The following is a 23,090-nucleotide window of genomic DNA, read 5'->3' on the forward strand; positions in this document are numbered from 1 at the left end:
CTTGAGTTCTGCTAAACCTTCGGGATTAATTGAATTACATTTGGCAGTGCTGCTATTTGGCGGCACGGCTTTGTTTTCTAAATTAATCCCTCTCAGCGCCCTAGACATCACCTTCCTACGCTGTATCGTCGCCGCCACTGTGTTAGGTTTGCTGGTCAAACTCAGCCGTAAACGGCTAACGCTGGCCAGCAAACAAGATTATCTGGTCGCCATCGGGCTTGGGGTTATCGTAAGCCTGCATTGGGTCACGTATTTTGCCGCCATGCAGCTCTCGTCGGTCGCCATTGGCATGATTGCGTTTTTCACTTATCCGGTGATGACAGTGATTGCCGAGCCGTTGCTGACAGGCAGTAAAATAAAATTACTCGATATGATCAGCGGCGTATTAGTGCTGATTGGGGTGATATTACTGATCCCTGAGGCCAATTTAGGTAACGACACTACGCTGGGCATTGCCATCGGCATAGTGTCCGCCATCTTGTTCACCGCCCGTAACTTATTGCACAAACGCTACTTTTCCCAGTACAGCGGCCCACATGCCATGTTTTACCAAACCTTGGTCGCCGTGGTGTTCCTGATGCCGTGGCACCAAACGGAATTGAACAGCATCTCACTCGAAGTGTGGGGATTAATTATTTTACTCGGCGTTGTCTTTACCGCCGCGCCCCACGCACTATTTACTTCCGCACTGAGGCAACTCAGCGCCAAAACGGTTGGGCTAGTCTCTTGCTTACAGCCCTTCTATGGCGCCATGTTAGCGCTGATTATTTTGGGTGAAGAGCTCAATCTCAATACCGTAATCGGCGGCACTATCATAGTCGCGACCGCCATCTTCGAAACCCATCAATCGCACCAGTCACAGCGGCGAAAAAAGAACGCCTGAAACATACCAATCTCAACGCAATTTGGCTAATATGGAGCGTCTTTCGCCCCTAAATGTCTTTAGCCCATATGCCACGTATTTTATTGTTCGTTATTGCTTTTTTCTCATTTTCCGTCCTAGCCAATTCGCCTTTGCAGTTGGACAAACGTCTTGGCATAAACAAGCAAGATCAGCAACAAAATCTCAGCATTGATGAACAAATTAACGACCTAAAAATTAACATAGAGAAGCTCGCCGCCAGTGCGACCAGTTTCCAACAAGCGCAGATCGATTTTGAACAACACAAGAAGCGCACCAACCAAGCACTGAAAGAAGCCTACAAACCTCTATCACTGGAAAAAGGCACAGACCTCAGCCAGCAAGCTTCAATGGCCTATATTCGTTTATCTGAGCTTAAAGAAAGCGAATCGACCCTTGGCCGACAAGTAAACGATTTATTACAGCGCCACAACGACTTACCCACAGTGATCGCCAGCGCGAGGCAGAGTGTCGCCCAAAACAAAAAGGCTGAACTCGCCCCACTTGATACCCCAACGGGTGAGTTACAACAAACTCAACGACTCTTCTTTGAACAAAGCCTTGCGACCAATGAGGCTGAACTCGCCAGCAGCCAAAAACGCATTGAACTGACGCAATTACAATTACAGCTAGTACGGCAACAACTCGTGCAGCAAGAAGCCTTGATTGAAACCATCAATAAGGCGATCAATAAACAGCGTCAGCAACAAACCGATGCCACTTTAGCCAAAAACTTAGTCAACACGGGCAAAGTCGTCGATCCTATTACCCGCAACATTGCCGACACTAACCAGATTTATGGGCAAAAACTGCAAACCTTAACCTTGCAGATCAACAATGTGGTCGAGCAACAAGAGCAGTCGGAAACCCAATATCAATCCCAAGCCAAACAGTTGGCGAACATCCAAGAACAGATCACTTGGGTCAAAATGAACTCCGCCTTTGGTGAGCGCTTTTTGCAGATGTTGCAATCGCTGCCTAAGCCGCCAAACCACGAAAAACTGCAAACCCTGATCGCCGATGCGCGCTTAGACAGATACCATTTAGAGCAGCAACAAGCCCTCAATGATCAAGAGTTAGAACAGCCCGGCTTATACAATGAGCAGCAGATTAAGCTATTGCACTCCCAGCAAAGTTTGATCTCGCAGCTGATGCAAAGCTATGACCAATACTTGAGTGAATTAGGTAAGTTGAAGGTCAACTATCAACAACTGAGCCAGCAACATCTCACCCTTAAAAATACCCTAAACGAGCATTTATTCTGGGTGCCTAATGCTACCAGTATCAGTAAGTTATGGCTGACCGACCTTGAGCGCAGCGCGGTTTGGTTAGTACAGCAAGCGCAGTGGGATGAACTGGGTAAAGCGTGGGAAGAGCAAAACGATTATTGGTCTTGGTGGATCATATTGCTGGTACTGTGTTTAGTCGTACAGGACTTAATCACGCCTAAATTCAATCGCTTGCTAAATCATTACACCACTTATGTGGGCAATGTGACCCAAGATAAATTCATTTATACCCTCAAGGCGCTCGCCTGCAGTGTCAGCTATGCCTTGATAAAACCTTTCCCGGTGATCATGGCGGGATTGATTTTTTATCAATCCGATCGCAATTTTGTGCAAGCAGTGGGCATGGGCATACTGGCGATTGGTTTAGTCTACCTCTTGTATCGCTTCATCTTTATTCTGACGCTCGACAAAGGCGTACTCGTGGGCCATTTCAAACGCCCCTCGAAACTCATCCAAGCGGGACAATCAAGGCTCAGGCACTTTGTGCTGGTCGCCAGTCCATTATTAGGCTTGATGGGCTTTACCGAAGTACTCGACACCTCACTGGTGCGCAACAGCATAGGCCGTGGTGCCTTTATTGTTTTCTGTATCGTTTTATTCTTGTTATACAAAGACATCTTAATTCTTAGCCGTAAAAACTCGGATGCCAAGAAAGACGGTAAAAACAAAAAACTCATTCAGAAGATCCTCTGGACATTGTTGATATCTGTGCCTCTTTTAAGTGCAGGCTTAGCCTTTAGGGGTTACTACTTCACCGCTTTCCAAATGCTGTTACAACTGCAATTGTCGATCGTACTTGGTCTGGGTTTCTTGCTGTTATACCAACTGATCAAACGCTGGATGTTGATTGAACGTCGTCGTATCGCCTTCGATCGCGCTAAGGCAAAACGTGCCGAACGCTTAGCACAAAGGGAAAAAGGTGAAACCCATCATCTCTCCGCCGATGGACTCGATACCTACGAAGAACCCGTGGTCGATCTCGAAACCATTTCGAGCCAATCCCTCGGCCTAGTACGTTCGCTGTTGTTATTGGCCTTTTTAGCCAGCTTGATTGGTCTGTGGACTCAAACCCATACGGCGCTGTTTTCCTTCCTCGACGGCATTACGCTGTGGACGACCAATACCAGCGTTAATGGCCTAGAACAACAACTGCCCATTACCATGAAGTCCTTGATGTTTGGCCTGATAGTGGTCGGTTTTTCACTGATGATTGCCACTAATCTCCCCGGCTTACTTGAGTTGATGATCCTGCAAAGGCTCGATCTCTCCCCCGGCACAGGGTTTGCGATCACAACCGTCAGCCGTTATCTGGTGGTGTTTTTAGGGTTATTAATCGGCTTCTCTAATCTCGGGATGGAATGGTCTAAGTTACAATGGCTAATTGCTGCACTATCGCTCGGTTTAGGTTTTGGTTTACAAGAGATTTTCGCCAACTTTATTTCGGGTCTGATCATATTATTTGAAAAGCCAGTGCGGATTGGCGACACAGTGACAATTCGCGATTTAACGGGAACCGTGAGTAAAATCCAAATTCGGGCGACCACCATTATTGACTGGGATAGAAAGGAAATTATCATCCCGAACAAGGCCTTTATCACAGAGCAGCTGATCAACTGGTCTTTGTCAGATCCTATTACGCGGGTCATTGTTTATGTGTCGGTGGCGCGGGATTCTGATCCAGCCAAAGTCGAAGCGACGCTGTACCAAGCGGTGCAAGAGTGTGAAGATGCACTTGCCAGCCCAGAACCTGAAGTCTGGTTTGCCGGCTTTGGTAAACACACCCAAGATTATGAAGTGCGCGCCTATGCGAAAGATATGTCGGCACGTTGGCCACTGCGCCATGATTTACATAAACGAGTGACTAAAAAACTCAAAGAAAACAATCTCGAACTCGCCTATCCGCAGATGGAAATCCATATTAAGAATGGTCAAAATCGAGAGCAACAAGGCATTATTAGAAGCTAATAGGATCGCAGAACATGCTTATTTTTGCTCACCGCGGCGCCAGCGGTTATCAGGCCGAAAATACCTTAGCCGCAATGGCTAAGGCGTTAGAATTAGGGGCTCAGGCCGTCGAGCTCGATGTGCATAATGTAGAAGGTGAGTTAGTCGTGTTCCACGACCGAAGGCTTGATAATAAAAGCTCGGGCTCTGGCGTGATCCATTTAGTGAGTAAGGATTATCTGGCGAGCGTCAATGTGAAAGGCGAACCCATACCGACGTTATGGCAAGTACTTGAGCTGATTGCGGGGCGCTGCATAGTCAATATTGAATTAAAAGGCATTAATACCGTCACGCCGTTAATCGATTTATATCCAAAGGCCTTGAGTCAGCTTGGATTTACCAAGGAGCAGTTACTGATTTCCTCCTTTAACCACCCGTATCTGCGCGAACTTAAACAAGCTTTGCCCGAAGCTTTAGTCGCGCCGCTGCTGGCAAGTATTCCGCTTGATAATGCCGCGGTTGTCAGTGAGCTAAATTCTTACTCGCTACACTTAGATCTCAGCTTTATCAGCCAAGCCTTAGTGGATGACGCCCACAACAGAGGCGCTAAGGTTTATGTTTATACGGTCGATCATAGCGACGATATTCATGCACTTAAGCAGATGGGCGTCGATGGTGTGTTCAGCAATTATCCCGACCGTGCCATGCAAGCCTTAGCTCAAGTGGCCACGGCCGATTACTGTGGTTACTTTGAATAACGACAACCTTGATATCGATATTAAGCTTGGCTATTTCGCTGAGCCCAATAGCCGATAAAAATAAACATGGCCACAATTAACAGAAACATCCAATGGGATGGCATAGCCACTATGTGTCTTGCCACCCAAGGCGTGGCTTTCACGATCAATAGGCCATAGCCAAAGGCATTCACAATAATAAAAACAAATGTTCGCAGCACAAAAGAATGCCCCAACAAATGACGCCTTAGGATACGATTGACATCCGCTGAAAAAACCAAAATAAGACACACCACCATAGCGGTAGCAATATCAAAAGCCCAAGGGCGAAGCATGTTACCCAACTGGGCAATAAGGGCGACTAACTGATCCATAATGACTCAACCTAAAAAGATGCTGCACAATCCCTCGACGTGGCCGCGACAGCACATTGAAAAATAACAATAACCAAGCATAAAGGGAGACGCCATGGGGCACAAGTTACTCTTGCTAACGAAGGCAAATCAACAGTACCGCGATTTGATTGAGGCGCAGAAACTCCCTGATTTAGAGATACTCGATGATAATCCAGCGGGCATAATTGAAGCGGATATTTGGTTAGCCGAACCTAAACTCGCCGCGCCCCTATTACCCCATGCTAAAAATCTGCAATGGTTACAATCAAGCTTTGCAGGCATAGATGCTCTGATGAGCTTAAGGGGCAGAAAAGACTATCAACTCACCAATATTAAAGGCATTTTCGGCCCGCTGATGAGCGAGTATCTATTCGGCTATTTACTGGCACATATCCGTGGTCATGGTTTTTATCGCCAGCAGCAACAGCAAAAACAGTGGCAAGTTCAACCCCCCATACGTCACACAAGTTTACAAGAAATGCGATTGCTCTTGCTCGGTACTGGCTCAATTGCCCAGCATCTCGCGAAGACGGCAAAGCACTTTGGCATGCATGTCACAGGCATTAATAGCAGCGGTAATGCCGTAGAAGGTTTTGATGCCATTGAAGCGATGGCCAATTTAGCCCAGACGTTAACGCAAGCCGATGTGGTGGTGAATTTACTGCCCAGCACTCCGGCAACCCAAAGCCTGCTTAACGCTGATACCTTAGGCAAGCTAAAAGATGATGCAGTGCTGTTTAACGTTGGCCGCGGTGATGCACTCGATCTCGATGCGCTTAATGTCCAGCTTATCGCTAAACCTGCCCAACAAGCGATTCTCGATGTTTGTGCTCAAGAACCCTTGCCCAATAGCCATCCCATTTGGGAGCGAGAAAATGCCATCATTACGCCGCATATTTCTGCGCCAAGCCATCCCGCACAAATCGTCGAGATTTTTAGCCAAAACTATCGCCGCTACATTATCGGTGAGCCACTGCAGAATCGAATCGACTTTAGTAAGGGCTATTGAGTTAGAGAATTGAAATTGAGTCAGAGATCAGAAAAAGCAAAGGCAATAGTCAGACTATTGCCTTTTTATCTTAATTTTAGGTGGTTAAACCCTAAAGCTGCGCTTTAAGAATTGATCAACCAATACTGAGTGAGAATCCATCTCGCGAGTCACTTCATCGTTCAAGCCGACCATTTCACTGCCAAGTTGATGGCTAGAATGGGTAAATTGCGACACATTCACCACGCTGCGATTCATCTCATTTGCCACACTCGATTGTTCTTCAACCGCGCTGGCAATATGGTGCGTCATATCGGTAATGGTCGAAATGGCTTCACGAATCGTACGTAATGCCGTGCCTGCTAAATCCGCCGTTGAAATACATTGGGACGCGGCAACCACGCCTTGCTGCATGCTGACCACAGCTTTATTGGTCCCCTGCTGCAACAGGTTAATCATGCTTTGGATTTCCTTGGTGGCATCGTGGGTACGTTGCGCCAATGCCCTAACCTCGTCAGCAACAACGGCAAAACCACGGCCTTGCTCACCCGCACGCGCCGCTTCAATCGCGGCATTTAATGCCAGTAGATTAGTCTGACCCGCAATACTCTGAATCACATCTAGCACAGTGCCGATATCTTTACTGTGGGCTTCTAACTCAGTAATAACCTTCGACGTTTGTTGCAGTTGCTCCGCCATAGCTTGAATCGAGCTAATGGTGCTCGACACGGTTTTATCGCCATTGATGGTTTCAGCGGATGCCATTTGCGTGGCACTGGCGGCATCGGCACAATTGGAAGACATATCGCCTAATGTGGCGGTCATCTCCTGCATCGCCGTAGCAACTTGCTCTATTTCAGACAATTGAGCCTGACTGGTACTCTGGATTTGTTTACCCTTGGCGGCAGATATTTTGGCTTGTTCAGACACGTTATAACAGGAATCCGATGCACGCCCAAGAATCGACTTAAGCTCAGAGGTCTGCATTTGGAGCGCCAAATCAATCGCGCCAAGATCATCACTGCTTCCACTGTAAATATGCGCCATCAAGGGGTTATCGTAGATATGCTTTGCCTTAGCCACGATAGCGTAATAACGACTCAGCACCAGATTACCGCCCACCAGCAATACTAAGATGCTTATCGCTAGGGCAATAAAGCCCATTAAGCCTATTTGCAGAGCAAGGTAAAGCATCGGCAGCATGGCAAGTAGTGCTAGTAATAGCAATTTGGCGGGCATGCTCATGGTACGTTTTAACGCACTGACACTGCCCTTTTTGTTCAACTCTGCATAAGCCGTTTCTGCACGTTTAACCTGATCGCGGGTGGGTTTAGTGCGCACAGATTGAAACTCGACGACTTTACCATTAACTGAAATCGGGGAGACATAGGCATCAACCCAATAGTGATCGCCATTGGCGCAGCGGTTTTTCACTATCCCTTTCCAAGGCTCGCCTTTTTTGATGCAGCGCCACATATCTTCAAACGCATGGGGAGGCATATCTGGATGACGCACCATGTTGTGAGGCTTGCCTAACATGGCATCGAGCTCAAAACCGGCAACGGTACAAAAGGATTGGTTGGCGTAGGTAATATGACTTTGAGTATCCGTGGTCGACAATAAAATCCAATCCGCTGGATAATCATATTCTCGCTGTGTAACTGGTAGATTAGTTCTCATGAAACCTTATGGATCTTTGATTAATTCTTCGCTATTAATCAATTAGTTATCCATCCGTGAGGCATCATCACCCTGACTCTATATTCCTGAACCTACTTCTAAAACTGCCTAGCAGTGTAATGCTAAAACACATCTAGCATAGACGATAAAACGTGCGCCATGTAACAAAAACGTTAATGTATGAAAATCACTCAAAAATCATGATTGCATTTGATAAGCGTTTTCATTTAGAATTAGCGCAATTCTTCTGGAGACTAATATATGTACGTTTGTCTTTGCCATGCGATCACCGATACGCAAATTAAAAATGCAGTAAGCCAGGGCGATAGCTCGCTTGCTGACGTGAAAAAGCGCTTAGGTGTTGCCGATCAATGTGGCAAGTGTGCAAGAATGGCGGTACAGATCATCCAGAATCAATTAGAGCGTGAGCCTAATTATTACGAAGTCGCGTAAATTGAATCGCGAATAGAGTGGTAATGGGTAACTCGCTAACGAACACACTTCCGACAAGCTAAAACCACACTGACTCAAGCAAACTCAATCCAGCTCAAGCAAACTCAATCCAAAAAAGTCCCGCGACAACAAAGCTTTCTATTCGTCACTTCGTCTTAAATAATCTTGCCAGTTTAGACTTTAGATATGATGTTTTAATGACAAGTCCCCCACTGAACTCTAATACTACTGATCATTCAATGGGGTTGCAGATCCACTTTCGAGTCAATTCTACTTACGTTTCAACCCTACTTACGTTTCAACAAATAGGCGGCTTCATTAAGCCAAGGCACGGCTTTTTTAATAAAGCGGGGATTGTCGGCCAACACATCTTGGGAGGCTAATACTTCAATGTCAAAGTCATCACTCAGATGCTGTTCAACCCAGGTTGGGGATACGGCGAAAGGTGGACCACTTAAGGCTTCCTGCGGATAATCTAAGGTCACTAATAAGCCGACACTGCCGCTAGCTAACAAGCTCGCTAGCTGCTTGGCATATTGTGCACGCATGCTCTCTGGCCATGCGATCAACGCAGCGCGATCGTAAAAAGCCGTCACCGCTTGGGTGATAGTCTTAGGCAGAGTGAAAATATCACCTTGATACAAACTGATCTGCTCAGTGTGATAATGCTGATGCTCACCCACGGTCGTTTGTGTCATCTCGAGTTGGTTATCGCTGAAAAATTGCTGCACCGCCAATTCATTCAACTCACAACCTATGACCTGATGCCCTTGTTCGGCCAAGAAACACATGTCTAGCGACTTGCCGCATAAGGGCACAAAAACCTGCGTATCTGCGGGTAATCCAAGATTCTGCCAATACTTAACGAGGAAAGGATTGATGTCTTGCTGATGAAAACCTATTTGCTGCTGGTGCCACTTTTCATGCCAAAAACCGGGTTCCATGGGTTTATCTCTATTCGCTAAAGTTGTCCTTACTCTAATGACATTTTAAAGCGGATGCAAAGCTCCCTGCAATTCGACAAACTCAGCAATGTAAAGACTCACTTACTGATCTAACGTGGCTTGCACTTTACGCAGCCAAACACAGTTATCACATTGACATTGACGGCGTGATAAATGGTGCGGGCTTAACGATGAGTCAACAAAATCCACGGCGATCAACAACTGCTGTTTTAACTCGGCAATCGATTTTTCGTTCACGGCTACCAGCTCGTCGTTCTGGTTCATCCAGATACATTCCATGCCCTGATGACAAGTTAAACATTGCTCGTCGCTATCATTAAAAAATACCGCATGTGGGCAATGGGTCACTTCCATTGACTGCAAAATTCGCTTACGCGGATATTCCAATAGCTCGATCAACAAGGCTTTATATTGGGTGGGCATATGCCCTCCTTAGCTGCACTTTGTCTGTGGGTTAATTAACAAAAACTGATTCCATCTCATGTCCCAAAGATTACCTATAGTCGCGAGGATTTAACTTGATGTAAGTCAAAGTCAGTGACGAAATGATCGGTTAGGTAAGCCGCGCCTGACGCTGATCACTAATGCCACTCTGAATCCTAAAATAATGCCAGCCGCTATTTGATTATCGCCCCCGCTTACTGGTTAAATGGACAAAACAAGGAGCACAATTTGCAAACACCTCAGCTGCAGCATTTTTATATTTCTGAAGAGCAATCCATTTACTTGCTCAAAGCCAATGATGCCCGTAAACACAAGGCGTGGATCCGCCTCTGTAAACAGCAGCTGAGCAAGTTAGGTTATACCGATATTGAATTGGTCGGCAAAGGCGCCTACGGTTTCGTGTTTGCGGGTATCAATCAAGCGGGCGATGCCCATGTGTTTAAGTTCTCGCGGATTAATCTGCCGCAACATATTCAAGATAGGCTCGAAGAAGAAGCCTTTATGCTGTCCTTACTCAAGCATCCCAATGTGCCGGGCGCGATCAAATTTGAGCGAGTCGGCAAGCAAGGCATACTCGTAATGGAACGGGCAAAAGGCGAAGATCTCGACCAACTTTGCCGCCGCATGGGCGCCCTGCCCACAGCTATGGTCATGAGCATCGCTCGCCAACTCGCCGATATCTTGTATTACCTGCGCACGGGCAAGCCCTTAGTGCACGGCGATATCAAACCTTCTAATCTGGTTTACGACATTGAGCAGCAACACTTATCGTTGATCGATTGGGGATCGGCGGTATTTGCCCAGAGGGATGAATATAACAAGCCCGTCGAAGACAATGTGATGGCGTTAATGTCGAGCGATCAACAACATACCAACGCCCGCATGGGCGATGTGTACTTTATCGGCGAAGAGCAACTCAATGGGGCACTCTCCAGCCCGCGCTTTGATGAGCAAGGCGTTGCTGCAACTCTGTATGCTCTTGCCTCAGGCCAAGCAAGCCGCTTCGGCGCACAAGTTATCTCGCCCACCAGCATTGGCTTACCAATGGAATTAGCCCGTACCTTAGAGGGCATGCTCAGCACAGATCCTAAGCAGCGCAACATTGCCGGCGATTACTTTTTGAAAAGTATGCGCCACAGCCACAGACTGCATTTACCAGAACTGCCCAAAGCTGAGTTACAGGGTGAAATTCCTGTGTGGGTGCAATCCCGCGACAAAGATGTTGAAACCGTCAGCTACAGTTCGCGTAAGTCCTTTTTGAAGGAACATAACGCCCAAGATCCTATCGCTAAGATGGATGATATTCAGCTCGAAAAATATTACCGCAACTTCCTCGCGGGCATGGGCGATACCGAAAAAGGTTTTATCGCCGCCGTGGGTCGATTAGCGCAATATCCAATCGTGGGCGGTCTCGCGATCCACTGGCAAGAAACCGGCGTGTTTATCGACTCCAATCTTGCGATTTACGATGCAAAGCAAAAAAGTGCCTTGATCATTGCGGTCAACAATATGGTGGATCTGGCGCGGGGAATTAAACGTATTGGGGTGTTTAAGGCCTGTTTCTTTAACGCCAAAGACACGCTGCATATCGAGCGAACAGATATAAGCGAGCCGTTTGTCGCCAGCGCCGATCTGCAATTGCCCTTTGAAGTCGGTGATGTGCCCACCTTAGAAGATAAGTCGCGATTGCACTCTTACTTTGAAGACGGTAAAGATCCCGACGAAAACCTCGAATTGCCCGTGGAGATCATGGAAGAATTAGCCCGCATCAACCAAATTCACCACACAGGCTGCATCATTTTTGAGGCGCTGCCGAATCACTTAAAGATCCACAGTTACTTGAAGCTGCTCAACCCACGTAAGCAGGCGGCATTTCGTGCGAGTCTCGATCGCATCTTGCATCATGTCGGCAAAATCCAGGGCCACGGCGTGTCGGGCTTTATGAAACTGCCCTACAAAAACACCCGCCGCTTTACCCATCTAGAGCGTAAAGCCGATCACTTCTATCCGAAAAATCCAAAAGAAATAGGCGCCTAATGGCGCCTATTTTCATCAGATTAAATCGGCGATCCCGGCGGTAAGGTCAATGGCTTATAAATCAGCTTAACCTTAGCATCGGTTAAGCCCGCAGCCAGACCCTGTTGCAACCAAGTATAGTGCGCCGCAAGACTTGCATTCGCTCGATTCGACTTCGCTTTCAATTGCTTAATCACAAACTGAGCGCGATCGTTGATCGCAGCCCTCACCTCTGGTGAGGTTTGAGGATCGTGCAACGTTGCCAGCACTTCATCAATCACCACAGCGTTCACTCGCATCCACACACCTTCGACCAGCCCAAGCTTGTCCTCTTGATACAAGGTCGCCGCGAACAACTTATCCAGTAATGTCGTCACCGATAACTGCTCGCTATCCGCCATGGATGCTTGGCTGACACGGTTCAAACGTTTAGGCATCAATAGCAAGCTCACGGTATGACGGCTAAATACTTCAGCCATACCGAGAGGATCGTTAATAGCCCCTAGACCTGAGTCGAAGGATTCCCGCGTAGCATGATAATTCCCCGCCTTTGGCACTAAACTGTCGAGCAAGGATTGCGGCACAGTTAAACTCGCCGCATCTAAAGTTTTAAGCAGTGCGTCTAAACCCGTTAACTGCAATTGCGGCGCAATATAGCTCCAGCGGCTGCCTTCACCTATGGATTGATAGTTATAGTCAGTGCCGCCAATAAACTTAGCAACCGCATCGATTTGATAACGCGTCAGCAAATAAATTGGTGCAAAGGCATCGGCTAGCTCGCCCAGTGGCTCATTGGGTAACAAGGCTGCACTGGAGAATCCCGCAATCGCCTTAGTGCGAATTTTGTCGAGCTTACCTAGTTGCTCGATCGGATCGTCACCACTATCCCACAAACTGGCATAGGCCTGACTCGCATCCTTTTGGCGAGAATCGGCCTCACCGATATAACGTAAGCCACGTTTCGCCACATCGGCCAGTAAGTCGACTTGCAACGCTTGTTGGGTGCGAGCATCGCCTTGTTCGCTATAGCCATAGGCGATAGCAAAATCATCCCAAGGGCCAACACCTGTAGTGTAAGGCGCTGAAATATCAATATCATTGCCCTTTAGCAGGATTTTCGGATGGGGATAATCCATCACAGAGGCATCCTGATTGGTCGAAGCGGCAAAGTTATGATCAAGCCCTAAGGTATGGCCAACTTCATGGGCGGCCAATTGGCGAATACGCGCCAGCGACAAGGCTGTCGCCGCCTTCTCGGCCGCCACTCTATCCTGCCAGCCAGCGGTTAAGCCTTTGGCAATCAAGTAATCCTGCCGCACACGCAAGCTGCCGAGCGTGACTTGACCCTTAATGATTTCACCGGTGCGAGGATCGGTCAGTGCGGCGCCATAGGACCAACCCCGCGTCGCCCTGTGCACCCATTGGATCATGTTGTAGCGAATATCCTGCGGATCGGCATCTACCGGTAATAACTCAACTTTAAAGCCGTTGATAAATCCGGCGCGAGTAAAAGCCGTCTCCCACCAGCGCGCGCCATCGAGCAAGGCCGAACGTATCGGCTCTGGCACACCGGGATCGAGATAATAAATAATAGGTTTAACGACTTCACTTGGCGCTGGGCCTGGATGCACTTTCTGTAAACGGTGGCGCAGGATAAAACGCTGCACTAAAGGTTGATCAAAGGGCGTCGCATAGTCTTGATATTCATCTGACAAATAGCCGCTCATAGGATGATAAGCCCGCGGCTGGTAATCAGTATCGGGAAGCTCAACAAAGGAATAACGCATCCGCACCGACATTAAGGTGCCGTCGGGGGTTACCTGTGCGACCTGTGCGCCTGCGACATCGCCTTTAAAGGTGAGTTGCACATCCACATCGGCATTTTTCTCAAAGGATTTTATCCCTTTGGGTAGGATGACAGAACGGCTCAGATCCAGCCGATAATTGCCCTGCTCTGTTTGTTGCAATACGGAAGATACGCCGTGTAAATCATTGAGCACCAGATCGTTGATCGCCACCAGATCGGGCTTGCCTTCTATCACTTTGCCCTGCCATAACACAGAATCGGCAAAGGCTTCTGCAACCGCTCTTTGCTCGGCAGCGTCAGTCGTATTAGCACGATATTGGGTATTGAGTTGCTTGAGTAAAATATAGGGGCCTTGGCGTTCAAACTGCACCATGCGGGTCTGACCCAGTTGGCCGCGATCGAGACCAATGTCGTTCGAACCTACGCCCTGCGGCAAACTAGTGACCAAGAGAAAAGGCTGATTTAAGCGATTGACCTCAAGGTATAACTCTCCCTGAGACTCCTCGTAATAGAGATTAAGAAACCCTTTCGCCTCTTGGCTTTGCTTAATGATCTTGGCGCTAGGCGCGGCTGCTGCGACGGTAACGGTGGGAAATCCTAACAGCGCTATGGATAAGGCTAAGGCTAAACTTTGGGGTTTCATCTTTCCTCCTGATACGGCTGGCTGCGTTATTTACCTTATAAATCGTTTAAGTCATTGGCATCTTTGATGACTGCTTATCTCAAGCAATTGATTTAAAGTAAATAATGCGAGGCCATCACTGGCCCCGAGCAAATAAATTAACGATTCTGATGCTGATTCTTATGTTTGATCCAGTGATTTAATGTTTCAAATAATTCGTTGAGTACTATGGGTTTAGTGATGTGGGCATTCATCCCCGCCGCTAAACTCTTTTCCCTGTCGCCCGACATGGCATGGGCCGTCATGGCAATAATAGGCAGTTCATCGGCACTAAAACGCTCACGCAATGCCCTTGCGGCCGTTAACCCGTCCATCACTGGCATTTGAATATCCATTAACACGGCATCAAACGGCCGCGAGTCGATGGTATCCAGCGCCACTTGACCATTGCCAGCCAGCACCACTTCATAGCCTGCACTTTTAAGGAGTTCAGTCGCCACTTGCTGATTGATAAAATTATCTTCCACCAGTAGCACTAAACCTGTGTGTTCTCCGTCTTCAACTTGGACTTCAACCATAGGCTGAACCACATTCAATCTCGGCTCATCGGCAAAGGCGGCAATGATCTCATCGAACAGGCTCGATGCCTTGAAGGGTTTTTGCAGGACGGCGAACACATTGGCACTATCGACTTCATGCTGCAAAGGCTCTGCTGCATAGGCCGTCATCATGATAATCACTGGTCGTTTTGCTAAGCGGCCTTCGGCGACCATAGTATCTATGGCGCTGACCACATCACTGCCGTCCATTTCTGGCATCATCCAGTCGAGCAAAAGCAGATCGATTGGTGCCCGCGACAGTTTATAAAGTGCTTCGGCGCCGCTAGCGGCAGTATCGACTTCGAAGTGGAAATCTCGCATCAAGGTCGAATAAATTTGCAGTGCAGTCGGGTTATCGTCAACGACTAAGGTGCGTAGGCTATTGAGTTTTTCCGGTACGACCAAAGGCTCAATCTTAGCGGCTTCGGCAATCTCAAAACTGATGGTAAAGCTAAAGGTACTTCCGACCCCAAGCTCACTCTGCACTTGCATCTTACCGCCCATCATAGACACCAGATGCTTACTGATCGATAAACCTAAGCCAGTGCCACCGTATTTGCGGGTGGTCGAACCGTCGGCTTGGGCGAAGGCATCGAACAACTTATCCTGCTGATCTTTACCTATGCCGATACCAGTATCGCGCACCCAGAACTTCAAGGTAATCCGATGATCACGCTCGCCGACATCTTCACAACCCAGCTCAATTTCGCCAGATTGGGTAAATTTCACCGCATTCGATAACAGGTTAATCAGCACTTGGCCTAAACGCAGTGGATCGCCCTTAAGAATGAGTCCCGCCGTCACTGGGGCATACAAGAGTAACTCAACGCCCTGTTCCTGTGCCTTGAGCGCATTGAGATCGAGGGCATGATCGAGCACTTTATCCAGCGGGAATGGCACCCGCTCAAGCTCCAACTTACCCGCCTCAATTTTAGAGAAGTCGAGAATATCGTTGATGATCCTCAGCAGCGATTGCGCCGAGAAACCGGCTTTTTCGAGGTAATCTTTCTGCTGTGCCGTTAACGAGGTACGCTGCGCCAACTGCAACATACCGATAATGGCATTCATCGGCGTGCGGATCTCATGGCTCATGTTAGCCAAGAATTCACTCTTGTAGAGGTTAGCTAATTCGGCGTCTTGCTTGGCTTCCAAAAGCGCCACTTCGTTACTCTTATGGCGGGTAATATCCTTATGGGTACCGAGCATACGCTTAGGCTGACCTTCGGCGGTGAACTCCACCACACGGCCACGGGATAACACCCAGTGATAGCCGCCATTTTTACCTAACATACGGAATTCGATTTCGTAAGCGCCGACAGGGTCCGCGAGATACTGAGCACGGTATTCCTCGACGCGAATCCGATCGTCGGGATGGGATAATTCATCAATCGTCGACACAAGAGCTGGGAACTCATTGGTTTTATAACCCAACATAGAATAATAGGCAGGGTTACAAATGATCTGTTCAGAGTCTAAATACCAGTCCCACAGCCCATCTTCCACCGCATCCATGGCTAAGTGATAACGCTCTTCGGACAGGCGCAATTGTTCAGCAGACTCGTATTCCCGTGTCACATCACGCCACACGGCAATCAGACCCTGCAATTCGCCGCGGCGATTATAGAAAGGCAGTTTAAGGGTATCGAGCAACACAGGTTTACCCGCAAGCTCAACCTTTTCTTGGTAGCGCAGCGGCGTGCGATCTTTTAGGACTTGTTCGTCTTCGGCGCGGATACGAATGCCCATTTCTGGCGAGGTCAGATCCTCAGATGATAAACCTATCATCTCGCTCTCTGTGTAACCCAGCATGCGTTCAGCCGCTTTGTTACAACCTAAATAGTTGCCTTCTTTATCTTTAAAGACAATGGCTTCGGGGATCGAATCAAGCAGGGATCGTAGCAGCGCATATTCGCGTTCACGCCGCTCTGTGGTGTCTTTTAAGCGTTCAGTACGCCGCGCAACTAGCTTATCGAGCCGCTTATTCTGCTCCGCTAAATGGTGGGTATATTGTTTGTTTTCCTCAAAAATCCGACTCACCAGCAAGAACCAAGGTTCCCAGCCGCGGGTGATTTTCTCCGGTGGCTTACGCGGTTCTTGCGAGCAACCCTCAAGATGCGACAGTAGTCGCGAGGCAGGGCTCACAAAAGATCGACGCGTCTGCCAATGCACTATGGTCACCAACACAGACAGGGCGATAACCACTAAAATAAAGGTCAGCTGCAGTTTTTCCCACGAGTCTTGGAATAGGTCGTCCTCATCCTGCAAATACAGTAAACGCCAAGGTGCGTTATGCAGAGCAACCGAGTGAATGTAATAGCCGTTGCGGATGATGCCGTCGTGGGCATCGAACAATTCCGACTCAGGCAAAGAATGCAGCTCAGAGGGAATACGTTGGCTGATGTGATAGACCCGATTGATGTCTGAGCTATCAAAATCGCTGTGGGATAAAATATTGTTCTGTTGGTCGAGTAAAATCACTGTGCCCGGCATCTTAAAGTAGACCCGAATTTGCCGTGCTAACGAGGCAAGCGTCATGTCTAAGTTAATTGAGCCAATGAACTCATCGTCCAAATAAACGGGCACACCTAAGGTGGTCAATAAGCCTTTGCCCGTGGAGTCGACATAGGCTTCGCTCCAAAACACACTGCGCTGCGGGTTCATTGCCGGGGTGGCATATTGGAACTGTTTCTTGTTGAGTAATTCGTCCCTAAAACGTTGATCGTCATTCGACCAAGGGAAGTAGGACATAATCCTACGTTTTGACAGGTAATAAATTGCCGAGGCTTTCGGCGCGGCTTCTTTAGCGACGGGGAATGACAGTGACAGCTCAAACAACATCTCAAGTTCTTGATAGAACTTGTCGCTGCGGCCATCGAGGGAACCTGCGCCAGTGATCCTACCCATGTTAGTAAAAGGCTCACCGCTCTGGGCGTAGCTAGGTTCTAAGGTAAAATACTGGCCGCTTTCGTTGAATTTACCGTATTGGGGTAAACGTTCTTTACGCACGAGTTCGCCTAAGCGCAAATGATCCACGGCAACGTTGCGTAAGCTTTTTACCGCTCTAATGCTCGACTCGAGTAGCAAATCGATTTGCAGAACATGGCGCTGAACCTGTTCTTCACGCTGTTCCATCTGCTGCGCTTTTTGGCGGTCGAAAAACATCCATGCGGTCAACAAAGACATGACGATAACGCCAATGTACGTATAAAAAACGGCACGGTTGTAGTTCTTCTGGATCGGCGATTTTAGTTGCAGATCCGGCTCACTCGATTTCATCCACTACCCTTGATTGCAGCGCTTGATTTCAGCCAACGGCGGCAAAAGCTATGAGCTCCATATAGTAGCAGGAAGAAACTGCCAATCACATAAAATAATTGCTGGAAAAAGGCTACTCATACCACTGATAAGTCGATTAAAAATCTACTACTCTATAAAACTAAGGCCTCAATATCTGAGGCCTTAGTGATTACTCTAAATTAAACCGACACTCTTTAGAGATGCTCTTCGGCGTATTCCGCTAAGCGTGAACGCACCACGCCATTGAGATACACGTTGGCGCTGCCTTCAAAGTCTTTAAAACGTTCAACAATGTAGGTTAAACCTGAGGTTACTGCGGTTAAGTAGTTAGAGTCGATTTGCGCTAAGTTACCGCAACAAATCAGTTTTGTGCCCTCGCCCATACGGGTGATCATGGTTTTGATCTGTGAGGCGGTAAGGTTTTGGCATTCATCCAGTAGTACGATGGAGTTTTGGATCGAACGCCCACGCATAAAGTTAATCGACTTAAACTGAATGTTAGCCTTCTCCATGATGTAGTTCATGCTACCCGTGGGATTAACATCATTCTTGTGTAGCACTTCGAGCGTATCAGTAATGGCGGCCAGCCACGGCATCATCTTCTCCTCTTCGGTGCCAGGTAAGAAGCCAATAGATTCGGCGATTTCTGGGGTGTTACGGGTGACGATCACTTTGTCGTAGCGATTGCGCTCGACCACCAGTTCCAACGCTGCCGCCATGGCGAGCAAGGTTTTACCGCAACCCGCGGGGCCAGTTAAGATCACCAGATCGATATCGGGATCGAGCAATGCTTGCAGCGCCATGCCTTGATAGACGTTTTTAGGTTTAACGCCCCACGCTTCGAGGTTTTTCACTCGCTCACGGCCAAGATCTAAAATGTGCAGATGGGTGTCTGTGCGCTCGGTAACGCGACCGCAAAAATCAGACTCAGTGTCGATAAGGTATTGGTTGATGTAAAACTTATCATTTTCAAGATCTTTGAGCGGTACTTCATGCACTGTGTGTCTACCGTGGCGCTCGGTGGAGACCTTGTTCAAGTGCTCCCAAAAATTACCTTCGAACTGGTAAAAACCTTTGCTGAGGAAGCGAATGTCGTCGATCAACTGGTCAGTTCGATAATCTTCAACCAATTGAATGCCCGCGCCCTTAGCTTTGAGGCGCATATTGATATCTTTGGTAACTAAAACAACGGTACGGGGTTGATGCAGGTTTTGCAGATGTAGGGCGGTATTGATAATGCGATTGTCGTTTCCATCTCCCGGCAGGGCGCCTAAGGTAAAATCGACAAGGTGGTCAGGAAAGATGGAGAGCGAACCGACCGCATCGGCATGACCCTCTCGACTGGGCAAAGGGACACCATTGATAATCTGTTCAGGGGTGGTTTCACCGCCTAGGGTATCTTCCAATGCCCTAATGGCAACTCTAGCATCCCGACTCACATCACTCTTTCGATCTTTAATCTGGTCCAACTCTTCTAGCACTGTCATCGGAATGACCACATCGTGCTCTTTAAACGAATAGATCGCCAAAGGTTCATGTAGTAACACATTGGTATCCAGTACAAACAACTTTCTGTCGTCTTGTTCCATGGCGCCTCCAGAGTGCTTCATTAAAGTTTAAACAAACTTTTGAGTCTCAATAAAAGTTACCCAACTCCTATTACTGGCAAAGCATATGGCAAAGAATGATCATAAGGTTCAAGTTGATAGCACTTTACTCGCACTTAAACCTTAAGTTGATATTGGCACCAAACTCACGAGATAACAATACAGCACCATTGTTTACCATACAGACTCGAGGCAGTGTATAACCGCGGATGTGACATTAGCGTGACAATTTCATGTACTGGCACGACAATTTTGTCGCTTGTACAATTTGTAATCTAGCACTCTGGGAATTAGGCTCTAACGGGTGAGAGGGCGATTTAAATATCACGAGTATTGGTATAACATACGCGCCCTTTGTTAGAGTCCGCCTAGAAATGAGAATTTAAGATGCCGTTCGCCTTAGGTCAACGTTGGATAAGTGATACCGAGTCAGAGCTTGGTTTAGGAACTGTGGTTCAAGTAGAAGGCCGTATGGTCACTGTTTTATTCCCTGCCACGGGTGAGAATCGCATGTTCTCCCGAGCAGAAGCCCCTCTGACACGCGTTATATACAATCCCGGCGATTCGGTTGAAAGCCATGAAGGCTGGAGCCTTGCGGTCAGCGAGTTGACCGAGAAAGACGGGATAGTGATCTATCACGGCATTCACAGTGAGACAGGCGAGCAAGTTACCCTGCGTGAAACCCTGTTGAACCACAATATTCGTTTCAATAAACCCCAAGACCGTTTATTCGCCGGCCAAATCGATCGCCTCGACCGTTTTGGTGTGCGTTATCAGTGCCAAATGTTGCGCCACAAACTGGCCTCATCGGATTTGCTTGGTCTGCAAGGTCCACGCGTTGGACTTATTCCGCATCAAATGTGGATTGCCCATGAAGTCGGTCGTCGCTATGCGCCACGTGTACTGCTGGCCGACGAAGTGGGCTTAGGTAAAACCATTGAAGCGGGTCTGATTATTCACCAACAACTGCTGACTGGCCGCGCCGAACGTATCCTGATTATCGTGCCCGATACTCTGCGCCATCAGTGGTTAGTGGAAATGCTACGCCGCTTTAACCTGCGTTTTTCAGTATTTGATGAAGATCGTTGCGTGGAAGCCTATGCCGATCACGACAATCCTTTCTACACAGAACAATTAGTGATTTGTTCACTCGAATTACTGCGTAAGAAAAAACGTCTCGATCAAGCCCTTGATGCCGATTGGGATCTGTTAGTGGTTGACGAAGCGCACCACTTAGAATGGACTGAAGAAGCGCCAAGCCGCGCCTATCAAGTGGTTGAGGCATTAAGCGAAGTGATCCCAGGCGTTTTGCTGTTAACCGCAACGCCGGATCAACTTGGCCATGAAAGTCACTTCGCCCGTTTGCGCCTGCTCGATCCGGATCGTTTCTACGATTACGATGCCTTCCTAGCCGAAGAAGACAGCTATAAAGACGTCGCCATTGCCGCTGAAGCCTTGGCTGGCAACGCTAAATTACCCGATACCGCTATCAACAGCTTGACCGAATTACTGGGCGAGAAAGACATCAGCCCAAGTATTCGTTTAATCCAAGCCGAGGGTATTGATGCCGAAGTACAGCAAGCTGCTCGCAGCGAATTACTGCAAGAATTACTCGACCGTCACGGTACTGGCCGCGTCTTGTACCGAAACAGTCGCGCCTCGGTAAAAGGCTTTCCTAAGCGTTTCTTTAACGCTTATCCACACGCCATGCCAGATCAATATCAAACTGCCGCACGCGTCAGCGGCATGATGGGCGGACACAAGTCATTAGAGGCGAAAGCGGCGCAAGCCCTGAGTCCTGAAAAACTGTATCAAGAATTTGAAGATAACAGCGCCAGTTGGTGGAAGTTCGATCCCCGTGTGGATTGGTTAATTGAGTTCTTAAAATCACACCGCAGCAAAAAAGTGCTGATCATCGCCAGCCAAGCGGAAACCGCCCTGAGCTTAGAGGAAGCCCTGCGCACTCGCGAAGGGATTCAAGCGACGGTATTCCACGAAGGCATGTCGATTATCGAGCGCGATAAAGCCGGCGCTTACTTTGCCCAAGAGGAAGGCGGCGCACAGGCGTTGATCTGTTCTGAAATTGGTTCTGAAGGGCGTAACTTCCAGTTTGCCAGCCACTTAGTCCTGTTCGATCTGCCGCTAAACCCAGATCTATTGGAACAGCGCATCGGTCGTTTAGACCGTATCGGCCAGAAAAATGATATCCAAATTCACTTGCCGTACCTTGAAGACACCGCCCAAGAACGTTTGATGCAGTGGTATCACCAAGGGCTAAATGCCTTCGAACTCACTTGTCCGAGTGGCCACGTGCTTTACAGTGAATTTGCCGAAGATCTGTTAAACGTGCTTGTGGTTGATGACAGCGACGAGCTGACAAACCTGCTCAATCACACCCAGAGCCGTTATAAAGAACTCAAGCACGCCATGGAGCAAGGCCGCGACAAGCTGCTGGAAATCAACTCACACGGCGGCGAGAAGGCAATGGCTATCGTCCAGCGCCTCGCCCAGAATGATGGTGATACCCATTTGATCGGTTCAGTGATCCGTCTGTGGGATATTATCGGTGTCGATCAAGAAGATAAGGGTGAAAACTCGATCATTCTGCGTCCAAGCGAACACATGATGTTCCCAACCTACCCTGGCTTGCCAGAAGATGGCGTGACTGTGACCTTCGACCGTGACACAGCGTTATCTCGCGATGATATTGCGCTGATCACCCAAGAGCATCCACTGGTGCAAACGGGGCTAGATCTGATCACAGGTTCAGAAACCGGCACCACCAGCGTCGCAATTCTGAAGAATAAAGCCCTGCCTGCAGGTACCTTATTCTTAGAACTCATCTACATGGCCGATGCCTCAGCACCTAAGTCGAGCCAGCTTTACCGTTATTTACCGCCTACACCCATTCGCGTGCTGCTGGATAAAAACGGTAACGACCTGTCGGCTAAAGTGGATTACGCCAGTTTCGATAAGCAATTGAGCGCGGTGAATCGTCACATTGGCGGCAAGTTAGTCACCGCATCTCAGCCAATTCTGCATCCGTTATTTGCTAAGGGTGAAGAATATGCTCAAGTGGTTGTGGATGAAATGGTCGCCCAAGCCAGAGAGAAAATGACTCAGCAACTGAGCGCAGAGCTCGATCGTTTAGAGTCACTCAAGGCGGTAAACCCCAATATCCGTGAGGAAGAATTAGAATACCTGCGCAATCAGATGCAAGAGTTAAACACTTATCTGGATGCCAGCCAGTTACAACTCGATGCGATCCGTATGGTACTTGTCAGCCACGTATAGGCCCAAGCGGAACCACAGGTTTCCATCAATTAGCCCAGCCAAAGCGCTGGGC

The 23,090-nt window shown here is 48.2% G+C and carries 14 protein-coding genes; 7 read left to right on the plus strand and 7 right to left on the minus strand.

All coding sequences use genetic code 11. The features are described 5' to 3' along the window. Nucleotide 1: 1 nt before the first annotated feature. The 3 genes from KV201_RS00935 (at nucleotide 2) to KV201_RS00945 (ending at nucleotide 4,892) form a co-directional block, all read left to right on the plus strand. Complete coding sequence (locus tag KV201_RS00935) at nucleotides 2–883, plus strand: DMT family transporter (protein WP_115333836.1); 882 nt, start codon at nucleotides 2–4, stop codon at nucleotides 881–883. 68 nt (nucleotides 884–951) lie between these two features. Further along, nucleotides 952–4,155 carry a mechanosensitive ion channel domain-containing protein gene (locus KV201_RS00940; RefSeq protein WP_226058365.1) on the plus strand — a complete coding sequence of 1,068 codons (3,204 nt, stop codon included), beginning with the start codon at nucleotides 952–954 and terminating at the stop codon, nucleotides 4,153–4,155. A gap of 14 nt (nucleotides 4,156–4,169) precedes the next feature. Next, on the plus strand, nucleotides 4,170–4,892 hold the full coding sequence (locus KV201_RS00945; RefSeq protein WP_226058256.1) for a glycerophosphodiester phosphodiesterase: 723 nt from the start codon (nucleotides 4,170–4,172) through the stop codon (nucleotides 4,890–4,892). 20 nt (nucleotides 4,893–4,912) lie between these two features. Here the strand turns inward: KV201_RS00945 and KV201_RS00950 are convergent, their stop codons facing one another. Continuing rightward, entirely contained in the window at nucleotides 4,913–5,245 is a 333-nt protein-coding gene (locus KV201_RS00950; RefSeq protein WP_006080036.1) for a DUF3392 domain-containing protein, read from the minus strand. A 94-nt stretch (nucleotides 5,246–5,339) separates the two neighbouring features. On the opposite strand from KV201_RS00950, the gene KV201_RS00955 reads away from it, so the two are divergent. Further along, nucleotides 5,340–6,275: a D-2-hydroxyacid dehydrogenase gene (locus tag KV201_RS00955; RefSeq protein ID WP_226058257.1), complete on the plus strand. Its 936-nt coding sequence runs from the start codon at nucleotides 5,340–5,342 to the stop codon at nucleotides 6,273–6,275. A gap of 84 nt (nucleotides 6,276–6,359) precedes the next feature. Here the strand turns inward: KV201_RS00955 and KV201_RS00960 are convergent, their stop codons facing one another. Further along, entirely contained in the window at nucleotides 6,360–7,934 is a 1,575-nt protein-coding gene (locus tag KV201_RS00960; RefSeq protein WP_226058258.1) for a PAS domain-containing methyl-accepting chemotaxis protein, read from the minus strand. Nucleotides 7,935–8,195: 261 nt separating this feature from the next. Between KV201_RS00960 and KV201_RS00965 the strand changes: the two genes are divergently transcribed. Further along, complete coding sequence (locus KV201_RS00965; protein WP_006080031.1) at nucleotides 8,196–8,387, plus strand: bacterioferritin-associated ferredoxin; 192 nt, start codon at nucleotides 8,196–8,198, stop codon at nucleotides 8,385–8,387. A gap of 287 nt (nucleotides 8,388–8,674) precedes the next feature. On the opposite strand, the gene KV201_RS00970 is transcribed toward KV201_RS00965, so the two are convergent. Together KV201_RS00970 and KV201_RS00975 are read right to left on the minus strand one after the other, a co-directional pair. Then, complete coding sequence (locus tag KV201_RS00970) at nucleotides 8,675–9,331, minus strand: thiopurine S-methyltransferase (RefSeq protein WP_226058259.1); 657 nt, start codon at nucleotides 9,329–9,331, stop codon at nucleotides 8,675–8,677. A gap of 102 nt (nucleotides 9,332–9,433) precedes the next feature. Beyond that, entirely contained in the window at nucleotides 9,434–9,775 is a 342-nt protein-coding gene (locus KV201_RS00975) for a hypothetical protein (protein WP_006080029.1), read from the minus strand. 249 nt (nucleotides 9,776–10,024) lie between these two features. On the opposite strand from KV201_RS00975, the gene KV201_RS00980 reads away from it, so the two are divergent. Further along, a complete protein-coding gene (locus KV201_RS00980; protein WP_011845712.1) occupies nucleotides 10,025–11,833 on the plus strand; it encodes a protein kinase in 1,809 nt (602 codons plus the stop codon). Between the two features lie 20 nt (nucleotides 11,834–11,853). On the opposite strand, the gene KV201_RS00985 is transcribed toward KV201_RS00980, so the two are convergent. The 3 genes from KV201_RS00985 to KV201_RS00995 form a co-directional block, all read right to left on the minus strand. Further along, entirely contained in the window at nucleotides 11,854–14,262 is a 2,409-nt protein-coding gene (locus KV201_RS00985; RefSeq protein WP_226058260.1) for a zinc-dependent metalloprotease, read from the minus strand. Nucleotides 14,263–14,399: 137 nt separating this feature from the next. Next, the gene (locus KV201_RS00990; RefSeq protein ID WP_006084221.1) at nucleotides 14,400–18,116 is read right to left on the minus strand and encodes a response regulator; all 3,717 of its coding nucleotides are present in this window, start codon (nucleotides 18,114–18,116) and stop codon (nucleotides 14,400–14,402) included. Between the two features lie 215 nt (nucleotides 18,117–18,331). Then, nucleotides 18,332–19,726 carry a PhoH family protein gene (locus tag KV201_RS00995; protein ID WP_006080025.1) on the minus strand — a complete coding sequence of 465 codons (1,395 nt, stop codon included), beginning with the start codon at nucleotides 19,724–19,726 and terminating at the stop codon, nucleotides 18,332–18,334. Nucleotides 19,727–20,131: 405 nt separating this feature from the next. Between KV201_RS00995 and rapA the strand changes: the two genes are divergently transcribed. Further along, complete coding sequence (gene rapA / locus KV201_RS01000; protein WP_226058261.1) at nucleotides 20,132–23,038, plus strand: RNA polymerase-associated protein RapA; 2,907 nt, start codon at nucleotides 20,132–20,134, stop codon at nucleotides 23,036–23,038. Nucleotides 23,039–23,090 lie beyond the last annotated feature (52 nt).

The organism is Shewanella sp. SR1, assembly GCF_020447145.1.
Lineage (GTDB): Bacteria > Pseudomonadota > Gammaproteobacteria > Enterobacterales > Shewanellaceae > Shewanella > Shewanella baltica.